Origin of the sequence: Agrobacterium sp. ICMP 6402, from assembly GCF_009498615.1 — a bacterium.
GTDB lineage: Bacteria > Pseudomonadota > Alphaproteobacteria > Rhizobiales > Rhizobiaceae > Agrobacterium > Agrobacterium burrii.
In genome coordinates, this window is the sequence record NZ_QSNV01000010.1 from 19863 (window position 1) to 40621 (window position 20759).

At 59.6% G+C, this 20759-nt stretch carries 21 protein-coding genes; 15 read left to right on the forward strand and 6 right to left on the reverse strand.

Annotated features, from left to right (window positions below; genetic code table 11):
- The first annotated feature begins 114 nt into the window (after positions 1–114).
- The 3 genes from DXT96_RS21540 (at position 115) to DXT96_RS21550 (ending at position 2392) form a co-directional block, all read left to right on the forward strand.
- Entirely contained in the window at positions 115–981 is an 867-nt protein-coding gene (locus DXT96_RS21540) for a pirin family protein (RefSeq protein WP_153516418.1), read from the forward strand.
- Between the two features lie 94 nt (positions 982–1075).
- On the forward strand, positions 1076–1756 hold the full coding sequence (locus tag DXT96_RS21545) for a hydrolase (protein WP_149899782.1): 681 nt from the start codon (positions 1076–1078) through the stop codon (positions 1754–1756).
- Positions 1757–2005: 249 nt separating this feature from the next.
- Positions 2006–2392: a DoxX family protein gene (locus DXT96_RS21550; protein ID WP_371418962.1), complete on the forward strand. Its 387-nt coding sequence runs from the start codon at positions 2006–2008 to the stop codon at positions 2390–2392.
- Positions 2393–2436: 44 nt separating this feature from the next.
- Here DXT96_RS21550 and DXT96_RS21555 read toward each other — a convergent pair whose 3' ends face one another.
- On the reverse strand, positions 2437–3309 hold the full coding sequence (locus tag DXT96_RS21555; RefSeq protein ID WP_153516420.1) for an AraC family transcriptional regulator: 873 nt from the start codon (positions 3307–3309) through the stop codon (positions 2437–2439).
- Between the two features lie 131 nt (positions 3310–3440).
- Here DXT96_RS21555 and DXT96_RS21560 point away from each other — a divergent pair, with 131 nt between their 5' ends.
- The 3 genes from DXT96_RS21560 (at position 3441) to DXT96_RS21570 (ending at position 5974) form a co-directional block, all read left to right on the forward strand.
- Positions 3441–4379 (forward strand): phytanoyl-CoA dioxygenase family protein, encoded by a 939-nt coding sequence (locus DXT96_RS21560; RefSeq protein ID WP_153516421.1) that lies wholly within the window; start codon positions 3441–3443, stop codon positions 4377–4379.
- Between the two features lie 169 nt (positions 4380–4548).
- A complete protein-coding gene (locus DXT96_RS21565) occupies positions 4549–5277 on the forward strand; it encodes a L,D-transpeptidase (RefSeq protein ID WP_153516422.1) in 729 nt (242 codons plus the stop codon).
- Between the two features lie 34 nt (positions 5278–5311).
- Entirely contained in the window at positions 5312–5974 is a 663-nt protein-coding gene (locus tag DXT96_RS21570; protein ID WP_153516423.1) for a DsbA family protein, read from the forward strand.
- A 98-nt stretch (positions 5975–6072) separates the two neighbouring features.
- Here DXT96_RS21570 and DXT96_RS21575 read toward each other — a convergent pair whose 3' ends face one another.
- Both DXT96_RS21575 and dsbD read right to left on the reverse strand, forming a co-directional pair.
- Positions 6073–6681, reverse strand: coding sequence for a DsbA family protein (locus DXT96_RS21575; RefSeq protein ID WP_210251600.1), 609 nt, complete (start codon positions 6679–6681; stop codon positions 6073–6075).
- Positions 6678–8540 carry a protein-disulfide reductase DsbD gene (dsbD, locus tag DXT96_RS21580; RefSeq protein ID WP_153516424.1) on the reverse strand — a complete coding sequence of 621 codons (1863 nt, stop codon included), beginning with the start codon at positions 8538–8540 and terminating at the stop codon, positions 6678–6680. Before dsbD ends, DXT96_RS21575 begins: the two co-directional genes overlap by 4 nt.
- 142 nt (positions 8541–8682) lie before the next feature.
- On the opposite strand from dsbD, the gene DXT96_RS21585 reads away from it, so the two are divergent.
- On the forward strand, positions 8683–9345 hold the full coding sequence (locus tag DXT96_RS21585) for a response regulator transcription factor (protein WP_153516425.1): 663 nt from the start codon (positions 8683–8685) through the stop codon (positions 9343–9345).
- Positions 9345–10703 (forward strand): ATP-binding protein, encoded by a 1359-nt coding sequence (locus DXT96_RS21590; RefSeq protein WP_153516426.1) that lies wholly within the window; start codon positions 9345–9347, stop codon positions 10701–10703. Before DXT96_RS21585 ends, DXT96_RS21590 begins: the two co-directional genes overlap by 1 nt.
- Positions 10704–10730: 27 nt before the next feature.
- Here the strand turns inward: DXT96_RS21590 and DXT96_RS21595 are convergent, their stop codons facing one another.
- A complete protein-coding gene (locus tag DXT96_RS21595) occupies positions 10731–12767 on the reverse strand; it encodes an NADH:flavin oxidoreductase (RefSeq protein ID WP_153516427.1) in 2037 nt (678 codons plus the stop codon).
- Between the two features lie 143 nt (positions 12768–12910).
- Between DXT96_RS21595 and DXT96_RS21600 the strand changes: the two genes are divergently transcribed.
- The 4 genes from DXT96_RS21600 (at position 12911) to DXT96_RS21615 (ending at position 16654) form a co-directional block, all read left to right on the forward strand.
- Positions 12911–13549 carry a TetR/AcrR family transcriptional regulator gene (locus DXT96_RS21600; protein ID WP_194287702.1) on the forward strand — a complete coding sequence of 213 codons (639 nt, stop codon included), beginning with the start codon at positions 12911–12913 and terminating at the stop codon, positions 13547–13549.
- A gap of 99 nt (positions 13550–13648) precedes the next feature.
- Entirely contained in the window at positions 13649–14323 is a 675-nt protein-coding gene (locus DXT96_RS21605) for a response regulator transcription factor (RefSeq protein WP_149899793.1), read from the forward strand.
- A gap of 35 nt (positions 14324–14358) precedes the next feature.
- Complete coding sequence (locus tag DXT96_RS21610; protein WP_194287703.1) at positions 14359–15756, forward strand: HAMP domain-containing sensor histidine kinase; 1398 nt, start codon at positions 14359–14361, stop codon at positions 15754–15756.
- Between the two features lie 271 nt (positions 15757–16027).
- Entirely contained in the window at positions 16028–16654 is a 627-nt protein-coding gene (locus DXT96_RS21615; RefSeq protein ID WP_149899795.1) for an outer membrane protein, read from the forward strand.
- A gap of 131 nt (positions 16655–16785) precedes the next feature.
- On the opposite strand, the gene DXT96_RS21620 is transcribed toward DXT96_RS21615, so the two are convergent.
- The gene (locus DXT96_RS21620) at positions 16786–17175 is read right to left on the reverse strand and encodes a hypothetical protein (RefSeq protein ID WP_153516430.1); all 390 of its coding nucleotides are present in this window, start codon (positions 17173–17175) and stop codon (positions 16786–16788) included.
- 94 nt (positions 17176–17269) lie between these two features.
- Positions 17270–17701: a MarR family winged helix-turn-helix transcriptional regulator gene (locus DXT96_RS21625; protein WP_149899797.1), complete on the reverse strand. Its 432-nt coding sequence runs from the start codon at positions 17699–17701 to the stop codon at positions 17270–17272.
- A gap of 206 nt (positions 17702–17907) precedes the next feature.
- Here DXT96_RS21625 and graD point away from each other — a divergent pair, with 206 nt between their 5' ends.
- Genes graD through tsdA form a run of 3 tightly spaced genes read left to right on the forward strand, consistent with a single transcriptional unit; the run spans position 17908 to position 20757 of the window.
- Complete coding sequence (graD, locus tag DXT96_RS21630; RefSeq protein WP_153516431.1) at positions 17908–18447, forward strand: FADH(2)-dependent resorcinol hydroxylase reductase component; 540 nt, start codon at positions 17908–17910, stop codon at positions 18445–18447.
- A gap of 51 nt (positions 18448–18498) precedes the next feature.
- A complete protein-coding gene (graA, locus tag DXT96_RS21635) occupies positions 18499–19728 on the forward strand; it encodes an FADH(2)-dependent resorcinol hydroxylase oxygenase component (RefSeq protein WP_153516432.1) in 1230 nt (409 codons plus the stop codon).
- Between the two features lie 45 nt (positions 19729–19773).
- A complete protein-coding gene (gene tsdA, locus DXT96_RS21640) occupies positions 19774–20757 on the forward strand; it encodes a gamma-resorcylate decarboxylase (RefSeq protein WP_153516433.1) in 984 nt (327 codons plus the stop codon).
- Positions 20758–20759: the final 2 nt, after the last annotated feature.

The window sequence follows — 20759 nt, forward strand, 5'->3', positions numbered from 1 at the left end:
CAGGACGGTATATCCTGATCTTTGATCTACCGGCCAGTTTGTTCCAGAACTATTTTGCTCTCACACGATCACCAGCGACCCTTCGCAAGAAAGAAGGGCATCCAGGAGACTATGATGAGACAGGTTCTTGGCGTTTACAGCAGCACATCGCCGCATTGGGTGGGGGATGGATTTCCAGTTCGCTCCATGCTTTCACACATGACCCAGGGCGAACATATCAGTCCCTTCCTGCATCTTGATTATGCCGGGCCGGAACGGTTTGCGCCGGGCAGGACGCCGCGTGGCGTCGGCGCTCATCCGCATCGCGGGTTCGAAACGGTGACCATCGTCTATCAGGGCGAAGTGGAGCATCGCGACTCGACCGGCAGCGGCGGGCTGATCGGCCCGGGCGATGTTCAATGGATGACCGCGGCTGCGGGCATCCTGCATGAGGAGCGCCATTCGCAGGCCTTTACGAAACAGGGCGGTACGCTGGAAATGGTGCAGCTCTGGGTTAACCTGCCGGCCAGGGACAAATCCGCACCGCCCGCCTATCAGACGGTGCTCGGCGGGGATATCCCCGCCGTGGCGCTGCCGGACAATGCGGGAACCGTGCGTGTCATCGCCGGCGACTATGCGGGACACAAGGGGCCGGCGCGCACCTTCACGCCGATCAATCTGTGGGATTTGCGTCTGACGCAGGGAGGGCGCACGATATTCGACCTGCCGGAAGGGCATAGCGCCGGTCTTGCCGTTCTTCGCGGAGCCATCACGCTCAACGGGACGCGATCGGCACGGGACGTTCAGTTTGTCATGCTTGATCGCGAGGGCGGCAGTTTCGAGATCACCGCCGACAGCGACGCAACGGTGCTTCTGCTGAGCGGTGCGCCGCTTGGCGAGCCGGTTGCCATGCAGGGGCCGTTCGTCATGAACACGCCTGAAGAATTGCAGGAAGCCTTCATGGATTTCCGGGCCGGAAAATTCGGCGGCATTCCTGCCTGAGCCATTCCCGTGGCTTTGCAAGGGGCCACGGGCCTCACCGGGCGGAAGTGATTTCAGCCCACAAGTCCATGCCTACCAACCAAGGAGACCTACAATGAGTACACCTGCCAATTTTAACGGCCAGCGGCCTGTCATCGATCCCGATGATGCGGTGATGCTTTTGATCGACCATCAGAGCGGTCTGTTCCAGACGGTGGCGGACATGCCGATGCCTGTTCTGCGCAACCACGCAACAGCGCTTGCCAGAATGGCGACGCTGACGAAGATGCCTGTTATCACCACGGCATCGGTACCGCAGGGGCCCAATGGTCCGCTGATCCCGGAAATCCATGAAAACGCACCGCATGCGCAATATGTGGCGCGCCGCGGCGAGATCAATGCCTGGGACAATCCGGAATTCGTGGCCGCCGTCAAGGCGACCGGCCGCAAGACGCTGATCATTGCCGGCACCATCACCAGCGTGTGCATGGCCTTCCCGGCGATTGCAGCGGTTCAGGATGGCTACCGGGTATTTGCGGTGGTGGATGCTTCCGGCACCTATTCCAAGATGGCGCAGGAAATCACCCTTGCACGGGTGGTTCAGGCCGGCGTGGTGCCGATGGACACGGCTGCGGTTGCCTCGGAACTGCAGAAGACCTGGCATCGTGACGACGCCCAGGAATGGGCGGCTGTCTATACGAAGATATTCCCTCCCTACCAGCTTCTGATCGAAAGCTACATGAAGGCACAGTCGGTCGAGAAGAACAGCGAACAGCTCGATTCACAGCGCGGCTGATCGCAAAAGGCAAAAGGGCGGCGCAGTTTTGCGCCGCCCTTGTTCGATCATGACGGAAGCCGTTCAATGCCAGTCAGGCTTCGGCGGTTCGCGCGGCTCATTTTGAAGGCATGCGCACAACAAGTTGTTCACGTTGTTACAGCCGCTCTCTTAATCGTCAATTTCAGAGGTGCGGCGCGGTGTTAAAACTCGTCGCAAACATCGAATAATTTTCACCAGGAACCTCCCATGACTGCAAAGATAAATGACGTGATCATCCTTCTGGCGCGCCTTTCCATCAGCGCCCTCTTCCTTCAGGCCGGCATCGGCAAACTCTTTGAAATTTCAGGTTTCGCGGCGTCTTTGGCCGCAAAGGGCGTGCCTTTTGCCGGCCTTGTCGTATACCTCGTGATTTTGGTGGAAATTCTCGGCGCTGCTGCCTTGGTATTTGGGGTGAGGGCCAGAGAAACGAGTGTGATATTGCTGGCTTTCACCTGCGTCGCGACCTTGCTCAGCCATGCGTTCTGGTCGTTTCCGGAAGAGGCGCGTTCTGCCCAGCAGGGGCAGTTCTTCAAGAATCTGGCCATCGTCGGAGGCCTGCTTTTGTATTTTGTTACTGGATCCGGCAGATACCGCCTGGGGCAGGGTGCGAAGTAGCGCAGGCCGCTGCGGCATAAGGGCAATCCGGAGGCGTTGCTGCGTTACCGGGTTTTTCTGCCGCCGCCCTGAAACGAGGCTCGATAGTCGCGCGGTGTCATGCCGCGCAGACGCAGGAACTGGCGATTGAAATTGGCCAGCGAGGCATAACCGACATCGGCAGCGATATGCCGGATTGGCTGGGTGGTGCCCGAGAGCCGGGCGCAGGCTTCGCCGACCCTGAGGCCAATGAGATAGTCTGAAATGCTGACCTGCGTATGTTTCCTGAACATGCGGTGCAGGCCGGATTCGCTGAGAGCGGCTATTGCGGCAATCTGCTCCATGCGGAGCGGCTCGTGGTAGTGACGGTGCAAGTGGATCAGGACACGGTCAATCCGCGAGCGGTCCCCTTCCACCTGCTGCGGCACGACGGTTGAAAGAGGCGCGCCACCATCCTCCGCCGCCAGCCGGGCCAGAATATCCAGAAGTCCAGTCAGTTGCCTGACCGGCGGACAGGAAAATATCGCTTCAAAATCATCCGCCAGAGCCCGGCCGAGTGCGGGATCGAACGCCAGCCCGGTCGCGGCGTTTTGGATGAGGCGTCTGACGGGCGCCAGTTCCACCGATCCGCCGGCCAGTCCTTCGATCCATTCTTTCCTGAACCAGAAGACGAGGGCGACATGTGGTTCAGCCGGATCGAGTTTGTCGCGCGACGCCCAGGTGTGCGGCAGGTTCGGGCCGATGAGCACGAGGTCGCCATGATCGTAATCGGCAACATGATTACCCACGAACCGCTGCCCGCGGGAATTCAGCGTCAATGTCAGCTCGAACTCGGGATGGTGGTGCCATTCGAACGGAATGGCGTCGTCAAGCTGCCGGTTGAGCCTGCTCCAGGACGAATCCGGCGATGTCGGTAGATGTTCGAGATGTGGTCTCATTCCGCGCCTTTTGGGATTTATACGCTGGAATAGTATCATTATTGTCCATCTGCGGACAACACGTCCCCCGGGAAAGTCGTAGCTTTCCTTTCATCGCCTGATGGTCAGGGAGATGATGATGGGAGAAAGACATGCAATCCACCGCAGCAATCAAACGCGACAGCCATCCGACGACGGCCGCCACGACCCAGCTCAAGGATATCAAAAAGACCTTGCCGCTGCGCGTCCTGTCGGAAGCGGACTGGCAGCACTGGACGACGAGGGGATATATCATTGTCCGTCAGGCGGTGCCTGCGGCGAATGTGGAACGCCTTGTCGATCTGCTCTGGAAATTCGATGAAAAGGATCCGGCCGACGCTTCAACCTGGTATGCGCCGCAAAGACGCGAACACAAGATGAAGGAATTGAACAATACCGGCATGCTGGAAATTTATAATCACCAGTATCTCTGGGACAATCGTGCGGAGCAGCGGGTCTATGACGTCTTCGTTGACATATGGGACCGAGAGGATCTGTGGGTCACCATCGACCGCGCCAATCTCAATCCGCCGAAAAAGGTGAAAGGCAATCCCAACGGTTTCATCCACTGGGATGTGGACACGTCCATCCGCCCGCTGCCGATCGGCGTACAGGGCGTGCTGAGCCTGCAGAAACAGGACGGCGATGTCGGCGGGTTTCAGTGCGTGCCCTATCTTTTTGAACATTTCGATGAATGGGTGAAGACGCAGCCGGAAGATCGCGACCCGATGCATCCGGATATGGCTGGCCTGTCCGTCGTCAATATCGATATGGAACCGGGCGACCTGATGATCTTCAACTCGCTGCTTGCCCATGGCGTGCGCCCCAATCATTCCGATGGCCGTGTGCGCATGGCGCAATATATCTCCATGCACCCGGCGGAATTCGACAATGAGGTGGAACGGCAGGAGCGGATCCGACTCTGGAAGGAGCTCGATCATCCGCAGCGCGACGCCTTCCCCGGTGATCCGCGTGAATGGGAGAAACGCCATGCCGAAACCGCCAGGCTCAACCCGCTCGGCGAAAAGCTGCTGGGCCTGACCCGCTGGTGAATTTGCATCGAACACACAGAGAAAATGACCGCTCCAGGGGGCGGTCATTTATCTTTTCGGTGATCCGCAGTAACGCCGATCCAGACGAATTGCCATGCGGGTGATGGCCTTAAGACTGGCTTAAGGTGGGGGCCGGCTATGTGTCGCCGAATAGGAGACACAGCCCAGAATGCACGACATCCCGATTTTCACCACCCGCAGAAACCTTCTTGCCCTTGGGCTTGCGGGCCTGCTGGCGGGTTGCGCCACGTCCGGTCAGCCGCCAAAGCCGGCGACGTTGTCGAGGAACGACGAACCGTTGCCCAAGACGCCTGCGCCGGCCACGCCGGCCATGTATGCGGCGCTTCCCGATGAGACATTTCCGATCCCGGCAGTGAATATCAAGCAGGTGGACCCCCGCTACTGGCGGCAGGTTGTCGATTATCCGACCGATGAAAAGCCCGGCACGCTGATCGTCGATACGCCGAACAAGTTTCTCTATCACATTCTGCCGGGCGGCAAGGCGACCCGTTACGGGATTGGCGTCGGCCGGGATGGCTTCTCCTGGGCCGGCCGGGCGACGGTCGCTTATAAGCGGGCATGGCCGAAATGGACGCCGCCGGACGATATGGTGGCGCGACAGCCCAGTCTTCAGCCCTATAGTATCGCCAATGGCGGAATGCCGCCCGGCCTCAAAAACCCGCTTGGCGCGCGGGCGCTCTACATTCATCAGGGCGGCAGGGACACGCTTTACCGCCTGCATGGAACGCCTGAGGCCTTTTCTATCGGCAAGGCGGTTTCCTCCGGCTGCATCCGGCTGCTGAACCAGGATGTCATCGACCTCTTCAACAATGTGAGGGACGGCAGCACCATCGTGGTTATTCCCGACCCCTCGAAGCGCCAGCAACTCGCCGCCTGACGATCGACACGGAAACGAAGGAAGACCCATCACCATGGCATATAATGTTCGAAACCGCGCGGATGATTCAGCCCTTGCCGGGCTGGGGCGCCGTGCCTTTCTCCTCGGCTCTATCTCGGTGGTCTCGGCCGCCGCATCGCCGGCAGCAGCCTCGCCCAACGGTCTGAAGCTTGAGATGATCCTGCGCGATCCGGCGGCACCCGTCTCCGGCAATCCCGCCGGCAAGCTCACCATGGTCGCCTTTCTCGATTATAATTGCCCCTGGTGCAAAAAGACGGCCGTTCCCATGAGCAATGCGGTCTCGGCAGACGGGGATGTCAGGATGGTCTACAAGGACTGGCCGATCATAACACCTGACTCCGTCGAGGGAGCGCGACTGGCGCTGGCGGCGAAATATCAGGACGGGTATCACATCGTCCATGATGCGCTGATGGCGATCAAGACGCCGAAGGTGAAGGCCGACGAGATGCGCGATACCGTGCGTGCGACGAGTATCGACTTTGCCCGCCTCCAGCGCGACATGAAATCGAAAGCGGCGGAGATCGATGATCTGCTTGCGCGCAATCATGAACAGGCGATGTCGCTGCAATTGACGGGAACGCCTGCTTTCATCATCGGCAAGTTCCTCGTTCCCGGTGCGGTGCAGAGCGCGGAAGCCTTTACGGATCTTTTCAAAAGAGCGCGTGAACAGGCGTAGCGTTCGGACAATGATGGTTTCACGTCCGCTTGGACTGAAACCATCGCTTCAACATTCTGGCTGGGCGTGGCAGTGCCGATGCCCTTTGCCGTCTCGTCCTATCCCCGTGCCTTGGCGATTGCTTCCTTCAGGCCCTTGCGGTCGAGGACGCCGGCAAAGCTTGTCGTTCCCACCACAAATGATGGCGTGCCGACGAATTTGAAGGCGGCGGCCTGTACCCAGTTCCGGTCCAGCAGACCGGAAATCCACGCCTGATACTCGACAACGGCCTTGCCAACACCGTCGAAGGTCAGGCCCGCTTTCTTAAGGGCCTTTTCGACATCGGCCTGCTGCAGCTTGTTCGGCGTGTGAAACATGGCGTCGAGCGTCTTTTCATATTTGCCGAGCCTGGCGCTGGCGAGCACCGCCTGCGCGGCGATGACCGATGCGCCGCCGAAGACCGGCCAGTCCTTCAGCACAAGCCTGACCTTGCCATCCTGTTCGACCACGTCGCGCACCATGCCGTAGGATGATTTGCAATAGGGGCACTGGTAGTCGAAATACTCCACCACCGTCACGTCGCCTTTCTGATTGCCGAGGACCGGGGCGTCCGGATCGTGCAGCACCATCTCCCGGCTTGTCGGGTCTGTCTCGGCAAAAACAAGTGAGGGGGGAGCAATGGCGGCAAGGCCGGCCATTGCGACAAGCTGTCGACGTGTAAGGGTCATTGGCGGGCTCCTGCGGTATTGTCGATTGCCGGTTTTGCAAGCGCCTGCTGCGTTTGCGCCGCCGCATCGATGAGTGAACGGGCCGAAATCTCGCCCACCATGCGGATGGAGGGGAGTTCGGCTCCTTTTCTGTCGAAGAACAGCATGGTCGGCGGGCCGATGACATTGCTGTCTTTCATCAATTGCTGTTTGTCTGACGTCATGTCCGAAAGGTCGACGGAGACGAGGTTTGTATCCTTAAGGCTTTCCGCGACCTGTGGATCATTCAGAACGGAGCGTTCGATGACGCGGCAGGAAACGCACCAGTCCGCAGTGAAGTAGACGAGGCTGGGCTTTCCTGCCTGAGCGACCGCGGCTTTCAGTTCCCCATTGGAATTCACCGTTGCAAAACTCGCCTTTGTCAGGCCGGGCATGGAGCGGCTGGCGATCGGGCCGCCGGAGAATTGCAGCGGCTGGAGCATGCTGGTGCTGCCGCTCGCCGCGCCGAAAGCGAGAAACGCGCCATAGAGCATGGAAAGAAGGCTGGCCGATTTCATCAGACGGCGGCCAATGCCGGCCTGTTGCGGCAGTGTGTCGAAAGCACCGAAGAAAACACCGATGGTAACGAGCAGCGCTGCGGAAAGCGCGAGCGTTACAGGCGGAGGAATGAGCCGGTCGAGATACCAGATCGCGGTGGCGAGGAAGATGAAGCCGAACAGCCAGCGTATCTGCGCCATCCATGCGCCGGCCCGCGGCAGCAATGCCGCGCCGGAGGTGCCGATGAGGATAAGCGGAATGCCCTTGCCGATGCCGAGCGCAAAGAGCGCCGCTGCGCCGAGCAGCAGGTTTCCGGTCTTGGCGATATAGAGAAGTGCGCCTGCAAGCGGCGCTGTCACGCAGGGGCCGATCAGCAGCGCCGAGCTGAAACCGAGAATGGCGGTCGAGCCGAACGATCCGCCGAGCGAACGCTGCGATCGCGCCAACCGGTCGCGAAGGCCCGCCGGAAGCTGGACCTCGACGATGCCGAAACTGGCGATCGCCAGAATGATAAAGACGGCGGCGGTGATGAGAATGGCCGGTGGCGACTGTAGGGCGATCTGGAAGCTCTGGCCAAGCCATGCGGCCAGTATGCCGAACAGGCTGAAGGCGGCGGCAAGCGCGGCGACATAGGTTGATGAGAGGAGAAAGCTGCGACCGGGCGACAATGAAGCGCCCTGCCGGCCGAGCGTGGCCGCGAGGATCGGGTACATGGGAAACACGCAGGGCGTGAATGCGAGGAGCACGCCAAGACCCATGAAGGAGGCGAGAAGCAGCGCCGTGCCGCCCCGGGCGAGAAAACCTTCCACCATACCCGGCTCGGTCGGGGGTGCTGGTACAGGTACTGACTGCTCCGCCTTTTCCAGCTCTTCGGACGGTGCTATCAGGGCGAAGGACTGAAATGCGGGCGGCTCCTGCGGCCTTATGCCGAACGGCGCCTCCGCTTCGATCCGCAACCCGTCAACGGCGACCGTTCGGAACGGATAGCAGATACCGCCATCCTGGCATCCCTGAAATGTCAGTTTCATGGTCTGCGGCGCGTCGGCGAGCGTGGCGGCGGCTTGCCCGAAATAGACTTCGGTGTTGCCGAAGCCGGGATCATCCTTCATCTCGCCGGCCTGCGTCCTGAGATCGAGCTTCGTTCCGTCCTCAGTGGTGGCCTGCAGGCTCTCCCGATAAAGATAATATCCCTCGGCGATTTGCCAGCGGAAGGTGGCCGCCGTTCCCGTGCGGTCTATCGAAAGCTTGAACGCATCCGCCATGTCCATCGGCGGACTGAGCGCGAGCGCCGGTCCGCAAATGGACAGCAGAACGAGGAGCACGAACGAAAAATTGAAACGCATTCTCTTTCCTTATGGGGTAGGCCTTGTGGGATAAGCCATGGATGGCGCAGGCTTCCGGCTGGAAGCTTAAGCCAGCCTTAAGGTTCGTTTTTCAGGTTCCCGCGCATCAAAATACCCGTGTGCCGGAATGATGGAGTGCTCAATGCGTTTGTTGGTGGTCGAGGACGACGATGTCCTGCTTGATGGTCTGCGGGTCGGGCTGCAGCTTGCCGGCTTCACCGTCGATGCTGTCATGACCCTTGCCGACGCAAAAATCGCCCTCGAGAATTGCCGTTTCGACGCCGTTGTTCTCGATGTGATGTTGCCTGATGGGTCAGGCCTCGATCTTCTGCGCCACACCCGCACTGAGCGCAACCGGGTGCCAATCCTTCTGCTCACCGCCAAGGATGCGACCACGGACAAGATTTGCGGCCTCGATGCCGGCGCGGATGATTATCTGGGCAAACCTTTCGATCTTGATGAGGTTGCCGCCCGGTTGCGGGCGATCATCCGCCGTGGCGAGGGGCGTTCCGAGGGCACGCTGTCGGCGCTGGGCGTGACGCTCGATCCCGCGAAGATGGTGGCGAAGAAGGATGATAGTGTCATTGCGCTGTCGCGCCGTGAATTTGCGATCATCCACGCCCTCATGCAGAATCCCGGCATGATTTTTTCAAAGCCGGTTCTGGAGGAAAAGCTCTATGGCTGGCAGGAGGATGTGGAAAGCAATACCATCGAGGTCCACATCCACAAGCTCCGCTCCAAACTGGGTGCCGGTTTCATCGAGACGGTGCGCGGCGTCGGTTACCGTGTCGGGAGGGTTGCGTGATGTCGATCCGGGCAAGATTGTTTACCGTCCTCCTGCTGATGACGGGTCTCGTCTGGCTTTCGGCCTGCGTGTGGATTTATACCAGCACCAAGGCGCGGCTGGAGCATGTTCTCGATGCGCGGCTGGTGGAATCGGCAAGAATGGTTGGATCCCTCGTCGGCGATCGCCCGGTCGATATCCGCCTGATAGACGGCCATTCACCGACGCATGATGAGGACGGAGACGCTGATGCGGCGGCGATACCCTCCTACGAACGCCAGCTTGCCTGCCAGATCTGGTCCGTCAGCGGCCGTCTGCTCAGCAAGTCTGACAGTGCCCCGGATGCTTCCCTTTCGGATCATGCCTCGGGCTTCCAGAATACGGTCATCAACGGTATCGAATGGCGTGTTTATGCGGTCGTGAAGCCCGATCTCGGTGTCCGGGTTCTGGTGGGTGACAGTGTCGAGGTTCGCGACCGGCTGGTTGATGATGTCATCAAGGGGCTTCTTTATCCGGCGCTTTTCATCATGCCGCTGATGGCTGGCCTTATCTGGCTGTGTGTTTCCAGGGGGCTTGCGCCTCTGCAAAAGCTCGCAAACGGCATGAAAGCGCGCGACGCGACTGAACTCCACGGCTTTGCCGACAAGGGAACGCCCTCGGAGCTTCGGCCGATGATCCATGCGCTGAACAGCCTTCTGGCGCGCGTTCAGGCGACGCGGGAAAGGGAACGCGAATTCACGACCTATGCCGCACATGAATTGAAGACGCCGCTTGCCGGCCTGAAGACGCAGGCGCAGGTGGCCATGCGCTCCACCGATCCCGAGGTGCAGCAACAGGCGCTGCGGCGCATTGAACAGAGCGTCGACCGGACAAGCCGGATGGCAAAACAGCTTATCGACCTGGCTGCCGTTGACGCCACCGAAGCGCAGGCGGTGAAAGCCGGCGTCGACATTCCCCATCTCATCCTTGATGTCATACAGGAGCTGGAGCCGCTCAGGCGTGCACGCGAGGTCGAAATTACCTGCCGGCTTTCGGAAGAGGCGGATACGATCCTCATCGAGGCGGATCGGTCCCTGCTTCGTCTTGCGATCCGTAACGTGATGGAAAATGCCGTGCAGCACTCGCCGAAGGGATCGACGGTGGAATGCCGGGCGGAACTGGCAAACGGCAAGATCAACGTCGTGGTTATCGACGAAGGGGCGGGGATCGCGGTGGAGGAGCAGGAACGGGTGCTGCAGCGCTTCTACCGTTCGCCGCGATCGGAACCGGGTGGAAGCGGCCTTGGGCTTGCGATCGTCAAGATGGCAATCGACCGGTTGGGCGGGCGATTGCAATTTTCGCAATTCGGTCAGCGGTTCGCGGTATCGCTTGAGTTATGAGGGAGGCCGCCACCGGGCGGCTCTCTCTCAGAGGTCCTTTGCGAGGCGCAGCGCATCGTAGATTGCCGCATGGGTGTTGCGCGCTGCGACCGCATCGCCGATCCGGAACAGCCGGTAGGTGCCGGTCGGATTACGCTCGACGGTCTGGGCCGCGCCCGCAATCAGCGCGTCATAGGATATTTCGCCAAGGTTCTTCGAGCCGGGCTTGAGCTCGAAATAAAGCTCGTCCAGCGGGATTGTGCCGTGATTGACGACGATCTGGTCGACGACGCGCTGTTTCGAAACGCCGCCATAATCGCTGCCAACATGGGCGATGATCTGATTGCCGCTTCTTTCCGCCGCCTCCAGCCGGTAGGTGACGGTGAATGTCGTGTCGCGTTTCTGCAGCGAACGCATATAGGGCACGAGATTCATGGCCATGACTTCCGGGGCGAAAGAGCGATCCGGTGTCATGATCTCGACCTTGCCGCCTGCCTTGGCGATGAATTCGGCGGCCTGAAGCCCGGTGTGGTCGCCCGCATCATCATAGACGAGAACATTGGCGCCCGGCTTGACGTCGCCGGAAATGATATCCCATGCGGAGACGACCAGCTCGTTGCCCTTCGAAAGCACCTCGGTATGGGGCAGTCCACCAGTAGCGATAATCACCACGTCGGGTTTTTCGGCGACAACCGTATCCGCCTCCGCCCAGCTGTTGAAATGGAAGATGACGCCGAGCTTCTCGCACTGGCTCATGCGCCAGTCGATGATGCCGATCATTTCGCGGCGTCGTTCGCTTTGTGCGGTCAGGCGGATCTGGCCGCCGGGGTCGCTGGCGGCTTCGAAGACCACGACCGCATGGCCACGCTCGGCGCAGACCCTTGCGGCTTCAAGACCTGCCGGGCCAGCGCCGACGATCACTACCTTCAGGCTTTTCTCAGCCTTCGTAATTTCATGCGGCATGGTTTCCTCGCGGCCGGTGGCTGCATTGTGAATGCAGAAGGCGAGGCCGCCTTGATAAATACGATCAAGACAGTAATTGGCGCCGACGCAGGGGCGGATGTCCTCCTCCCGCTTTTCCATGATCTTGCGGACGATATGCGGATCGGTCATGTGGGCGCGGGTCATGCCGACCATGTCGACCTTGCCGGCGGCGATCGCGTGACGGGCGGTGGCGACATCCTGAATTTTGGCGGCATGGAAGATGGGGAAGCTGGTCGCTGCGCGGATTTCTCCTGCGAAATCAAGATGCGGCGCGCTGGCCATGCCCTGAATGGGGATGACGTCGGTCAGGCCGGGATCGGTGTCGATATGCCCCCTGATGACGTTAAGATAGTCGATCAGGCCGCTCTCCTTCAGCCGTCTGGAGATTTCGATGCCTTCCGCCTTGCCGGTGCCGTTCTCGAGACATTCATCGGCGGTGTAACGAACCCCGAGGATGAAATCGTCGCCGACGCGTTGGCGTATCGCCCTGAAGACGTCGAGACAGAAACGCATGCGGTTTTCAAGCGAGCCGCCATAGGGGCCGTCAAGCTCGTTGGTCAGGGGTGAGACGAACTGGTCGATAAGGTGGCCATAGGCTTCCAGTTCCACCCCGTCCATGCCGCCCGCCTTCATCCGTTCGGCAGCATCGGCGAAATCCCTGATGATGCGCTCGATGTCCCAGTCCTCGATCTTCTTCGGAAAGGCGCGGTGCGCCGCTTCCCGCTGGTGAGATGGCGCGAGGACCGGCAGCCAGTCGCCCTTGTCCCAGCGGGTGCGGCGGCCAAGATGCGTCAGCTGGATCATGATCGCCGAACCCGCCTCATGCACGGCGTCGGTCATTTCCCGGATCCACGGAACGATTTCATCCTTGTAGGCCAAGAGATTGTTGAAGACGGGCGGGCTGTCTTTCGACACGGCGGCCGAACCCGCCGTCATCGTCAGCGCCACGCCGCCCTTCGCCCGCTCGACGGTATAGGCGCGGTAGCGCCCTTTCGGCATACCGTCTTCGGGGTAGGCGGGTTCGTGGGAGGTGACGATGATGCGGTTGCGCAGCGTCAGATGCTTGAGCTGATAGGGCTGAAGAAGGGGATCGTTCGACATGTGCCTGCTCCCAGAACGGTTGTGCGACAAGGCTAAGAGAAAATGTACATATGTGTCAATTAAGAAAACACTGGTGTTTACGAGATAAACAAGAGTGTACGCTTTGCCTTGTCGCGCAGGGACTGATTTGCTACGCAATTGTCATGGAAGCGACATTGAACGAAACCGGTTGGCGTGGATCGCAGGAGGGTTGGCTTGAGGCGGCCTACGAGGCGCTGCTGGAATCCGGGGTGGATTCCGTCAAGATCCTGCCTTTGGCGAAAAAGCTCAATCTCTCGCGCACCAGCTTCTACTGGTTCTTCAAGGACCGGGAGAAATTGCTGGCCGCGCTATTATCCCGCTGGCGCGAGAAGAACACGGGAAGCATCCTCAGGCAATCGGAGGCCTATGCGGAAACCCTGGCCGAGGCGATGCTGAATGTGTTCGATTGCTGGCTGGATTCCTCGCTTTTCGACAGCAAATTTGAATTTGCGGTGCGCAGCTGGGCGTTGCAGTCCGATGATATTCTTGCCGAGCTTCGCAAAGCCGACCAGATGAGAATGGAGGCGCTTTCGCGTATGTTCATGCGTTTCGGCCACCCTGAAAATAAGGCAGACGTGCGTGCCCGCACCACTTATCTCGTGCAGATCGGGTACATTTCAATGCAGGTCGAGGAAGATGTGGCAGTGCGGATGAAAAGGATTGCAGATTATATCGCCATCTATACCGGCGAAGTGCCGCAGCAGCGCGAGCTTGACCGCTTTTATGCAAGACACGGGTACAAGCCGGGGCCGGACACATAACGCCCGAACACATGAGCGATGCCCGCCCGCCTGCAATGTAGTTGCAACATTCACCGACGAGTGGTGAGGCTGGCAAGGGTTCACCTTTGGGGAAAGTCATTGCGAATCTTGCTTCTTGAGGACGAACCCGAAATGGCGCGCGCGCTGCTTGAGGCCCTGCGCCGGCGCGATGTGCTCGCGGACCACGTCAGCACCATCAGCGATGCCGACGCCCTTGCGCGTGATGGCTCTTACGATGTGCTGGTTCTGGATCGCCGCCTTCCCGATGGCGAGGGGCTGAACCTCGTGTCTTCGCTTCGCCGGAGCAAACATACCGTACCGATCCTTGTCCTGACGGCGCTTGGAAGCGTCGATCACCGGGTCGACGGGCTGGATGCGGGGGCGGATGATTATCTTGCCAAGCCTTTCGCAATCGAGGAATTGCTCGCCCGCCTCAGGGCTCTTCACAGACGCGGCCCTTCGATCTCCGATAAATATACAAGTTTCGGAAATCTGAGCATTGATCCGAGAAGCAATGAAATCAGCGTTGCCGGCTCCATCATCGAGTTTCGGCGTCGGGAATATCTGGCGCTTGAAGCCCTGATGCGTCGTCCGAACCGCATCGTGACGCGGTCCAGCCTGATCGAGGCGGTTTATACGCTCGACGATGAGATCGAGTCCAATGCGCTCGATGCGCATATCTCGCGCATTAGGAAGAAGCTGGCGCAGGCCGAAGCGACGGTGGAGATAAGAGCCGTGCGCAATATCGGTTATCTCATCCGGGCAAAGACATGAGGCAGGAGCGCAACCGATCCCTGCGATGGGGGCTGATGAAGCGCCTTTTCGCCTTGCAGGCATTTTTTCTCGTTCTTTTCGTCATTCTTCTCGTCGGCTGGATCTGGATCATCGATCCGCGGCTGGAGGGCGCCAATGAGGAGACTGCCCGGATCATCGCCGAAAGCGTGACAAAGGATGGGCAGGGCAGGGCACAGGTATCGGCTACGCCCGATCTGAAAGCGCTGAAACAGCGCTATCCCGATCTCTGGTTTGTCGTGCGGGACGCTGACGAAATCGTCCTGCAATATGGGGATATCCCGGCGCCTGCTCTGGAAGCGGTGTTTCCCCGAGGCATCGAAAGGGCGCGTCTGGAGGCCGGGGAAACAGTCCGGGCCACCATGGAAAACCGCGATACGCCGGCCGGCCGGCTGCAGTTCATTGCCGGGACGGAAAAAGGTCTCCCGAATGACGGCATCAGTCTCTGGATCAATGTACAGCTGGATCTGGAAAAGGATGCCGATGGCGCCATTCGCTGGCTCACCGTGCTGCCCGGTGTCGGCTTCATCATCCTCATCGCCGTCGTGCCTATGCTGCTCCTGACGGGTATTGCGACATTGCTGGTGACGCCCCGTGCGGTTGGCCGTTCGCTGAGTGGCCTCATGGAAACGGTCGCCCAGGCGCAATCGATCAATTTCGAGAACCGGTCCGCCCGGATCGATCGTTCGAAGGTGCCGAGTGAAATCATTCCGCTCGTTGATGCCTTCAATGTCGCGCTCTCGAAACTGGACGAGGGCTATAATCGCCGTAACCGCTTCCTGGCCGATGCCGCTCATGAGCTGAGGACGCCGATTGCGATTGCGCGCATCCGCGCCGATCTTTTGCCCGATGACGAGCTGAGCCGACAATTGCGAGCGGACATTGATCGCCTCACGCGCGTTGCGCACCAGCTTCTCGAGATGCAAGCGGTGGGTGCGGTGGAACTGCCTGCCGAAGAGCAGGATCTGAATGTTCTTGTTGAACGCATCGCGACCGATCTTGCGCCGATTGCGATGGATGCCGGTTATGAATTTGATTTCGAACCGAGCGAAGGAAAGGCGCTATTCACGATCCAGACCTCGATCATCGAGATGGCGGTCGTTAACCTCATTCGCAATGCCATCGATCATGGTGGTGGCAAGGGCGCTATCACGATCCGGGTCGGTGCGACGGGAACGATAGACGTTTGCGATGAGGGGCCTGGCATAGCCGTTTCGGAACGTGAGCAGGTATTCGAGCCGTTTCATCGCATCAATACCAATTCGTCTGGCGCCGGTCTGGGTCTTAATCTGGTCCAGAAGGCGGCGGAGCTTCATCGTGGACGGGTCCTGTTCCTCGACCTCAATCCCGGCTTTGGCGTTCGGCTGGAAATTCGATCCATTGCTTCACGAAGCGCTGTGGTTGATGTTGTGTAGCTGTGGAGATTACAGGCGGCGAGCCGGTGTCCCGATGGGGAATTTCTTACAATTTAGTTAAGGAATTTCATTTAACTATATTAAATTACTGAATTATTTTTCAATAAATTCGTTTCGTGCAATCCAGACGTAATTCTCGTGGGGAAAATGTCCGTATCTGCTGAGCTTATCCGCACAGGAGATCAACGGGAGCCGGTTTCCGGTTCTTCAACGCGAACGGAAACCCTGCAGCTGTCAGAGCATGGCGCATCGGTTTCGTCTGGAGTCATTCATGTCGTTCATCGCAAAATCGCTTGTCACCGTAACGGCTGCCGTCATGGTCGCAACCAGTGCCTATTCGGCTGATCTTACCAACTATAATGCGCAGCAGTTCGACTATGCCAACCCGCCGGCCTTCTCCTGGGGCGGGGCCTATGTCGGTGCCCATGGCGGCATCGCCTCCCCAAGATTTAATCCGCTGGCCAGCGGCCGGGGTCTGACGGGTGGCGTACAGGCCGGCTATAATTTCCAGTTCGGCTCCGGTGTTGTCGGTGCGGAACTGGAAGGCTCCTATCTTGGCAACGAAGCACGCGTGCCGAACGGCCGGTTGAGAGAGCGCTTCCGGGGTGCGGCAAAGCTGAAGGCCGGTGTTGCGCTTGACCGCACGCTCGTTTACGGCACCGCTGGCCTGACCACGACGAAATTCAAGGATACGAATGGCGTCACCGGTCCCGATGGCTGGAAACAGGGCTATCTGCTGGGAGCGGGTCTGGAACAGAGCTTCGGCGGTGGTCTGTCGGCCAAGCTTGAATATAATTATGTGAGCACCGGAAATGTCACCACGACGACCTCCAGCGGGCGGTCAAAAACCGATGTGACCGATCATGTCATCAAGGCCGGCCTGAACTATCGTTTCTGAGCGACCGATCCGATGACAGATTCCAGGGAGAATTCAAAAGAATACCGCCGCTTTCAGCTTGGAAGCGGCGGTAAAACAGCGCATGGCCCGAAACGGGCGGGGCCGGGTGGAGATTTGAAATCCCCAAACCATCATTCGCATTCAAGCGAAGGTTGCCGGAAGCTCGTCACATACCATTCGCTCCCGGAATTGCGGGTGTAGAAAGTATAGAAACAATCGATGCGTTCGACATAACCCGGTGTCTCCGAGACTTCGTAACGCTCGCCACGCCGTGTTGTCCGCACTTCACCGCTCGATGATCCGGCAACGACCTGTGTCTTGTTCTTCCGCCATTGATAAGCCTGCTGGCCGGGACCCATGCTATAAATATTGTCAGGCGGCCCGTAATCCAGCATCACGCTGGTGATGGGCGCGCCGATATAGCTTTTCATGACTGTCGAGGCGCAGGCGGTGAGCACGGCCGATGCGACAGCGATGAGGATGATCGCTGCCGGGGCTGCAAATGACGATCTGTCGGACATGAAAATTCCTTTCAGCTGCGGTGGATTTCCGCAGGGATAGGAACAGGTCATTGCAAGTACATTGCACGTCGTGAGGCGAGCGGGGCTTCCCGCGTCAGAGGCCGGCGATATTGCGGCCGATATGGCGCAGGATGCTTTTGAAAAGTTTTACTTCCGCGGGATCGAGACCTTCGATTGCGGTTTTTTCGAACATGGCCGCGATGGGCATCAGTTCTTCCGCAAGCTCCTCGCCTTTTGTCGTGAGCGTGATGCGCACGATGCGGGCATTGTCGGCCGGTCGCTCACGGCTGACAAGGTTACGCCTGACGAGCAGGCCGACGAGCCGGGAAAGAGTGGAGATCTCCACCGACACGAGGTCGGCAAGCTCGGTCAGCGTCTTGCTCTCCTGCTGTCTCAGCGTCGCCAGCACGCGATACATCGGCAGGGTGATGTCATAGGAAGCCAGTCTCAGGGAAAAACGCTCGCCAAGCCGAACGCCCACCCAGTTGAGCAGGTAGGGTACCGAGTCGGTGAACTGATAAGACACGAAGTAAATCCCCGTTTGAGAGCCATCTGCGCAGATGCTGATGTGCGCCTATCGGCTGTACCGGCACAATCCATCCGTTTCAATAGCTTCGCTCCAGAAGGCTGCGGAATGGGAGATAGGCTGCTCGCAACAAATGACAAAAAACATTTGCATTGACAAACATTGCAAATGCAAATAAATAAGAATGCAGGATTTGGGAGGATCTCATGACATCAGCACTGTTCGGCTTGAACAACCTTGCACCGGAAGGCGTCGGCCAGACTTTCCGCACGACGATGCGCCGTTTTCCGGCAACCGTGACGGTTATCACTGCCTGTGCTTCCGGCGATCAGCGTGATCACGGCATGACCGTGACCGCCGTCACTTCGGTCTCGATGGAGCCGCCCTCTCTTCTGGTTTGCCTGAACAACCGCACACTGCTGCACGAGCTGCTGCTCTGCCGACCGGATTTCATCGTCAACGTGCTGACGCAGGATCAGATCGGGCTCTCGGATGCTTTCAGCGGCAAGGTGTCGCCGGAGGAGCGCTTCGGCAATGGTGACTGGCAGCGTCACGAAAACGGTGTTCTCTATCTGCCCACGGCGCATGCGGCCATCGCCTGCCGCCGGGTGGCGGCGATGCCCTATGGAACGCATACCGTGTTCATCGGGCAGGTGGTTTCGGCCGATGTCAGCGAGACAACAAGGCCATTGCTCTACGAAAACGCCCAATATTGCGCCGCAAGCCCGGCAGGTGTGCCGGCCTGATATTTCCGGCCAGATAATTCCCGGCCAAGTCACTTCCGGAGGGAGACAATCATGAACGATATGAGCCATGCGCCGCAGCCGGCGCAAATGACCCCGCGTGTCCACCTCACCAGCCGCGTTGCCGGCATAGCCGATCTTTTCCGGTCGAGCGCCCGCCAGACGGAAGAGGCGCGGCGCGTTCCCGCCAGCCATATCGAGGCGCTACGCGGTATCGGTTATTTCGATATCGTCAAACCCCGCGCTTTCGGCGGAAAGGGCGGTGAGTTTGCTGAACTGGTTGCGGCCAATATCGAGCTTTCGGCCGCCTGTGCGTCAACCGGCTGGGTTGCCGGACTGCTTTCCGCTCATCAATGGCTGCTGGCGATGTTTCCGGAAGAGGCGCAGGCCGATGTCTGGGGTGAAAACCCTGACGCGCTGCTGTGCGGTTCCTATGCGCCGGTGAAAATGGCTGACGTGGCTGAGGGCGGTTATCGCCTCAGCGGCAAATGGGCCTTCGCCTCGGGTTGCGAAAACGCGCAATGGTCTCTCTGCGCCGCCATTCTGCCGCCGCAGGGTGAGGGCAGGCCGGTTCCCGCCTTCCTTCTCGTTCCCGCCAGCCAATATGTCATTGAAGACACATGGCATGTGGTGGGGCTGGCCGGCACGGGCTCCAAGACGCTGGTTCTCGACGATGTCTTCGTTCCCAAACATCGGGTTCTGACCTTTCCGGACGCCACCAGCGGCAAGACGCCCGGGGGGCAATATTATGCGGAGGAAGGCCTGTTCAACATGCCGCTTCTGACCGGCATTCCTTCCTGTCTTGCGGCGGCTGGCGTCGGAGCGGCCAAGGGGGCGCTTGCGGGTTACGTCGATCATGTCGGCGGCCGGGTGACGCGCGGTGCTGTGGCGGGCGGCAATAACCGCATGGCCGAATTCCCGACCATTCAGCTGCGGGTTGCCGAAGCGGCGGCGAGTGTCGATGCGGCTTGTGAAATCCTGCTGCGCGATGTGGCACGTGCACAGGTGCTGGCGCAGGCCCGGGTCGAAGGCCGGGCGGAATTCACCGTGGATGACCGCCTCTTGAGCCGTCGCGGCCAGGCCTTTGCGGTGTCTCTGGCGCTGCGCGCCGTGCAGGCACTCAACGACTCTACCGGCGGCGTCGGGCTTGATCTTGCCAATCCCGTACAGCGGGCCTGGCGCGATGCCAATGCGGTTGGCCGCCACATCAGCATGAACTGGGATGCCGTGGGCACCATGATCGGCCAGAGCATGCTCGGGCTGGAACCCAAGGGCCAATATTGACCGCGCATCGAGCGGCACGTGAACAGCAATTTCGGAGGAAACAACATGCAAGGCAAGGTCGCTCTCGAGGAGCATTTCGCAATCCCGGAGACACTTCAGGATTCGGCCGGGTTTGTGCCCGGTGACTACTGGACGGAACTGCAGCATCGACTGCTCGATATTCAGGATACGCGCCTGAAGCTGATGGATGCGCATGGTATCGAGACCATGATCCTGTCGCTGAATGCGCCGGCGGTGCAGGCTATTCCGGATAAGAAGAAGGCGATCGAGATTGCCCGGCGGGCCAATGACGTGCTTGCCGAAGAATGCGCCAAGCGACCGGATCGTTTCCTTGGCTTTGCCGCTTTACCTTTGCAGGATCCGGATGCGGCGACCGAGGAACTTCAGCGCTGCATCAACGATCTCGGTTTCGTCGGTGCGCTCGTCAACGGTTTCAGCCAGGAGGGCGACGGCCAGACGCCGCTTTATTACGACCTGCCGCAATATCGCCCCTTCTGGGGTGAGGTCGAAAAGCTCGGCGTGCCGTTTTACCTGCATCCGCGCAATCCGCTGCCGCAGGATTCGCGCATCTATGAGGGCCACCCCTGGCTGCTTGGCCCCACCTGGGCCTTTGCGCAGGAAACGGCGGTACACGCGCTGCGTCTCATGGCGTCCGGCCTGTTCGACGAGCATCCGCGCCTCAACATCATTCTCGGCCATATGGGCGAGGGGCTGCCCTACATGATGTGGCGCATCGATCACCGCAATGCCTGGGTGAAACTGCCGCCGCGTTATCCGGCCAAGCGCCGTTTCATGGATTATTTCAACGAGAATTTCCACATCACCACCTCGGGTAATTTCCGAACCCAGACGCTGATCGACGCCATTCTGGAAGTTGGGGCGGACCGTATCCTGTTTTCCACCGACTGGCCCTTCGAGAATATCGACCATGCCTCCGACTGGTTCAACGCCACGAGCATCGCCGAGGCCGACCGGGTGAAGATCGGCCGCACCAATGCGCGCCGCCTGTTCAATCTCGACGGGGCTTGAGC

Excerpts from the sequence above, each read along its gene's own strand:
- tsdA (WP_153516433.1), top strand. The coding sequence starts at position 19,774 with ATGCAAGGCAAGGTCGCTCTCGAGGAGCATTTCGCAATCCCGGAGACA.
- DXT96_RS21615 (WP_149899795.1), top strand. The coding sequence starts at position 16,028 with ATGTCGTTCATCGCAAAATCGCTTGTCACCGTAACGGCTGCCGTCATG.
- DXT96_RS21595 (WP_153516427.1), bottom strand. The coding sequence starts at position 12,767 with ATGTCGAACGATCCCCTTCTTCAGCCCTATCAGCTCAAGCATCTGACG.
- graA (WP_153516432.1), top strand. The coding sequence starts at position 18,499 with ATGAACGATATGAGCCATGCGCCGCAGCCGGCGCAAATGACCCCGCGT.
- graD (WP_153516431.1), top strand. The coding sequence starts at position 17,908 with ATGACATCAGCACTGTTCGGCTTGAACAACCTTGCACCGGAAGGCGTC.
- DXT96_RS21545 (WP_149899782.1), top strand. The coding sequence starts at position 1,076 with ATGAGTACACCTGCCAATTTTAACGGCCAGCGGCCTGTCATCGATCCC.
- DXT96_RS21585 (WP_153516425.1), top strand. The coding sequence starts at position 8,683 with ATGCGTTTGTTGGTGGTCGAGGACGACGATGTCCTGCTTGATGGTCTG.
- DXT96_RS21555 (WP_153516420.1), bottom strand. The coding sequence starts at position 3,309 with ATGAGACCACATCTCGAACATCTACCGACATCGCCGGATTCGTCCTGG.
- DXT96_RS21570 (WP_153516423.1), top strand. The coding sequence starts at position 5,312 with ATGGCATATAATGTTCGAAACCGCGCGGATGATTCAGCCCTTGCCGGG.
- DXT96_RS21560 (WP_153516421.1), top strand. The coding sequence starts at position 3,441 with ATGCAATCCACCGCAGCAATCAAACGCGACAGCCATCCGACGACGGCC.
- dsbD (WP_153516424.1), bottom strand. The coding sequence starts at position 8,540 with ATGCGTTTCAATTTTTCGTTCGTGCTCCTCGTTCTGCTGTCCATTTGC.
- DXT96_RS21590 (WP_153516426.1), top strand. The coding sequence starts at position 9,345 with ATGTCGATCCGGGCAAGATTGTTTACCGTCCTCCTGCTGATGACGGGT.
- DXT96_RS21540 (WP_153516418.1), top strand. The coding sequence starts at position 115 with ATGAGACAGGTTCTTGGCGTTTACAGCAGCACATCGCCGCATTGGGTG.
- DXT96_RS21575 (WP_210251600.1), bottom strand. The coding sequence starts at position 6,681 with ATGACCCTTACACGTCGACAGCTTGTCGCAATGGCCGGCCTTGCCGCC.
- DXT96_RS21620 (WP_153516430.1), bottom strand. The coding sequence starts at position 17,175 with ATGTCCGACAGATCGTCATTTGCAGCCCCGGCAGCGATCATCCTCATC.
- DXT96_RS21565 (WP_153516422.1), top strand. The coding sequence starts at position 4,549 with ATGCACGACATCCCGATTTTCACCACCCGCAGAAACCTTCTTGCCCTT.
- DXT96_RS21600 (WP_194287702.1), top strand. The coding sequence starts at position 12,911 with ATGGAAGCGACATTGAACGAAACCGGTTGGCGTGGATCGCAGGAGGGT.
- DXT96_RS21610 (WP_194287703.1), top strand. The coding sequence starts at position 14,359 with ATGAAGCGCCTTTTCGCCTTGCAGGCATTTTTTCTCGTTCTTTTCGTC.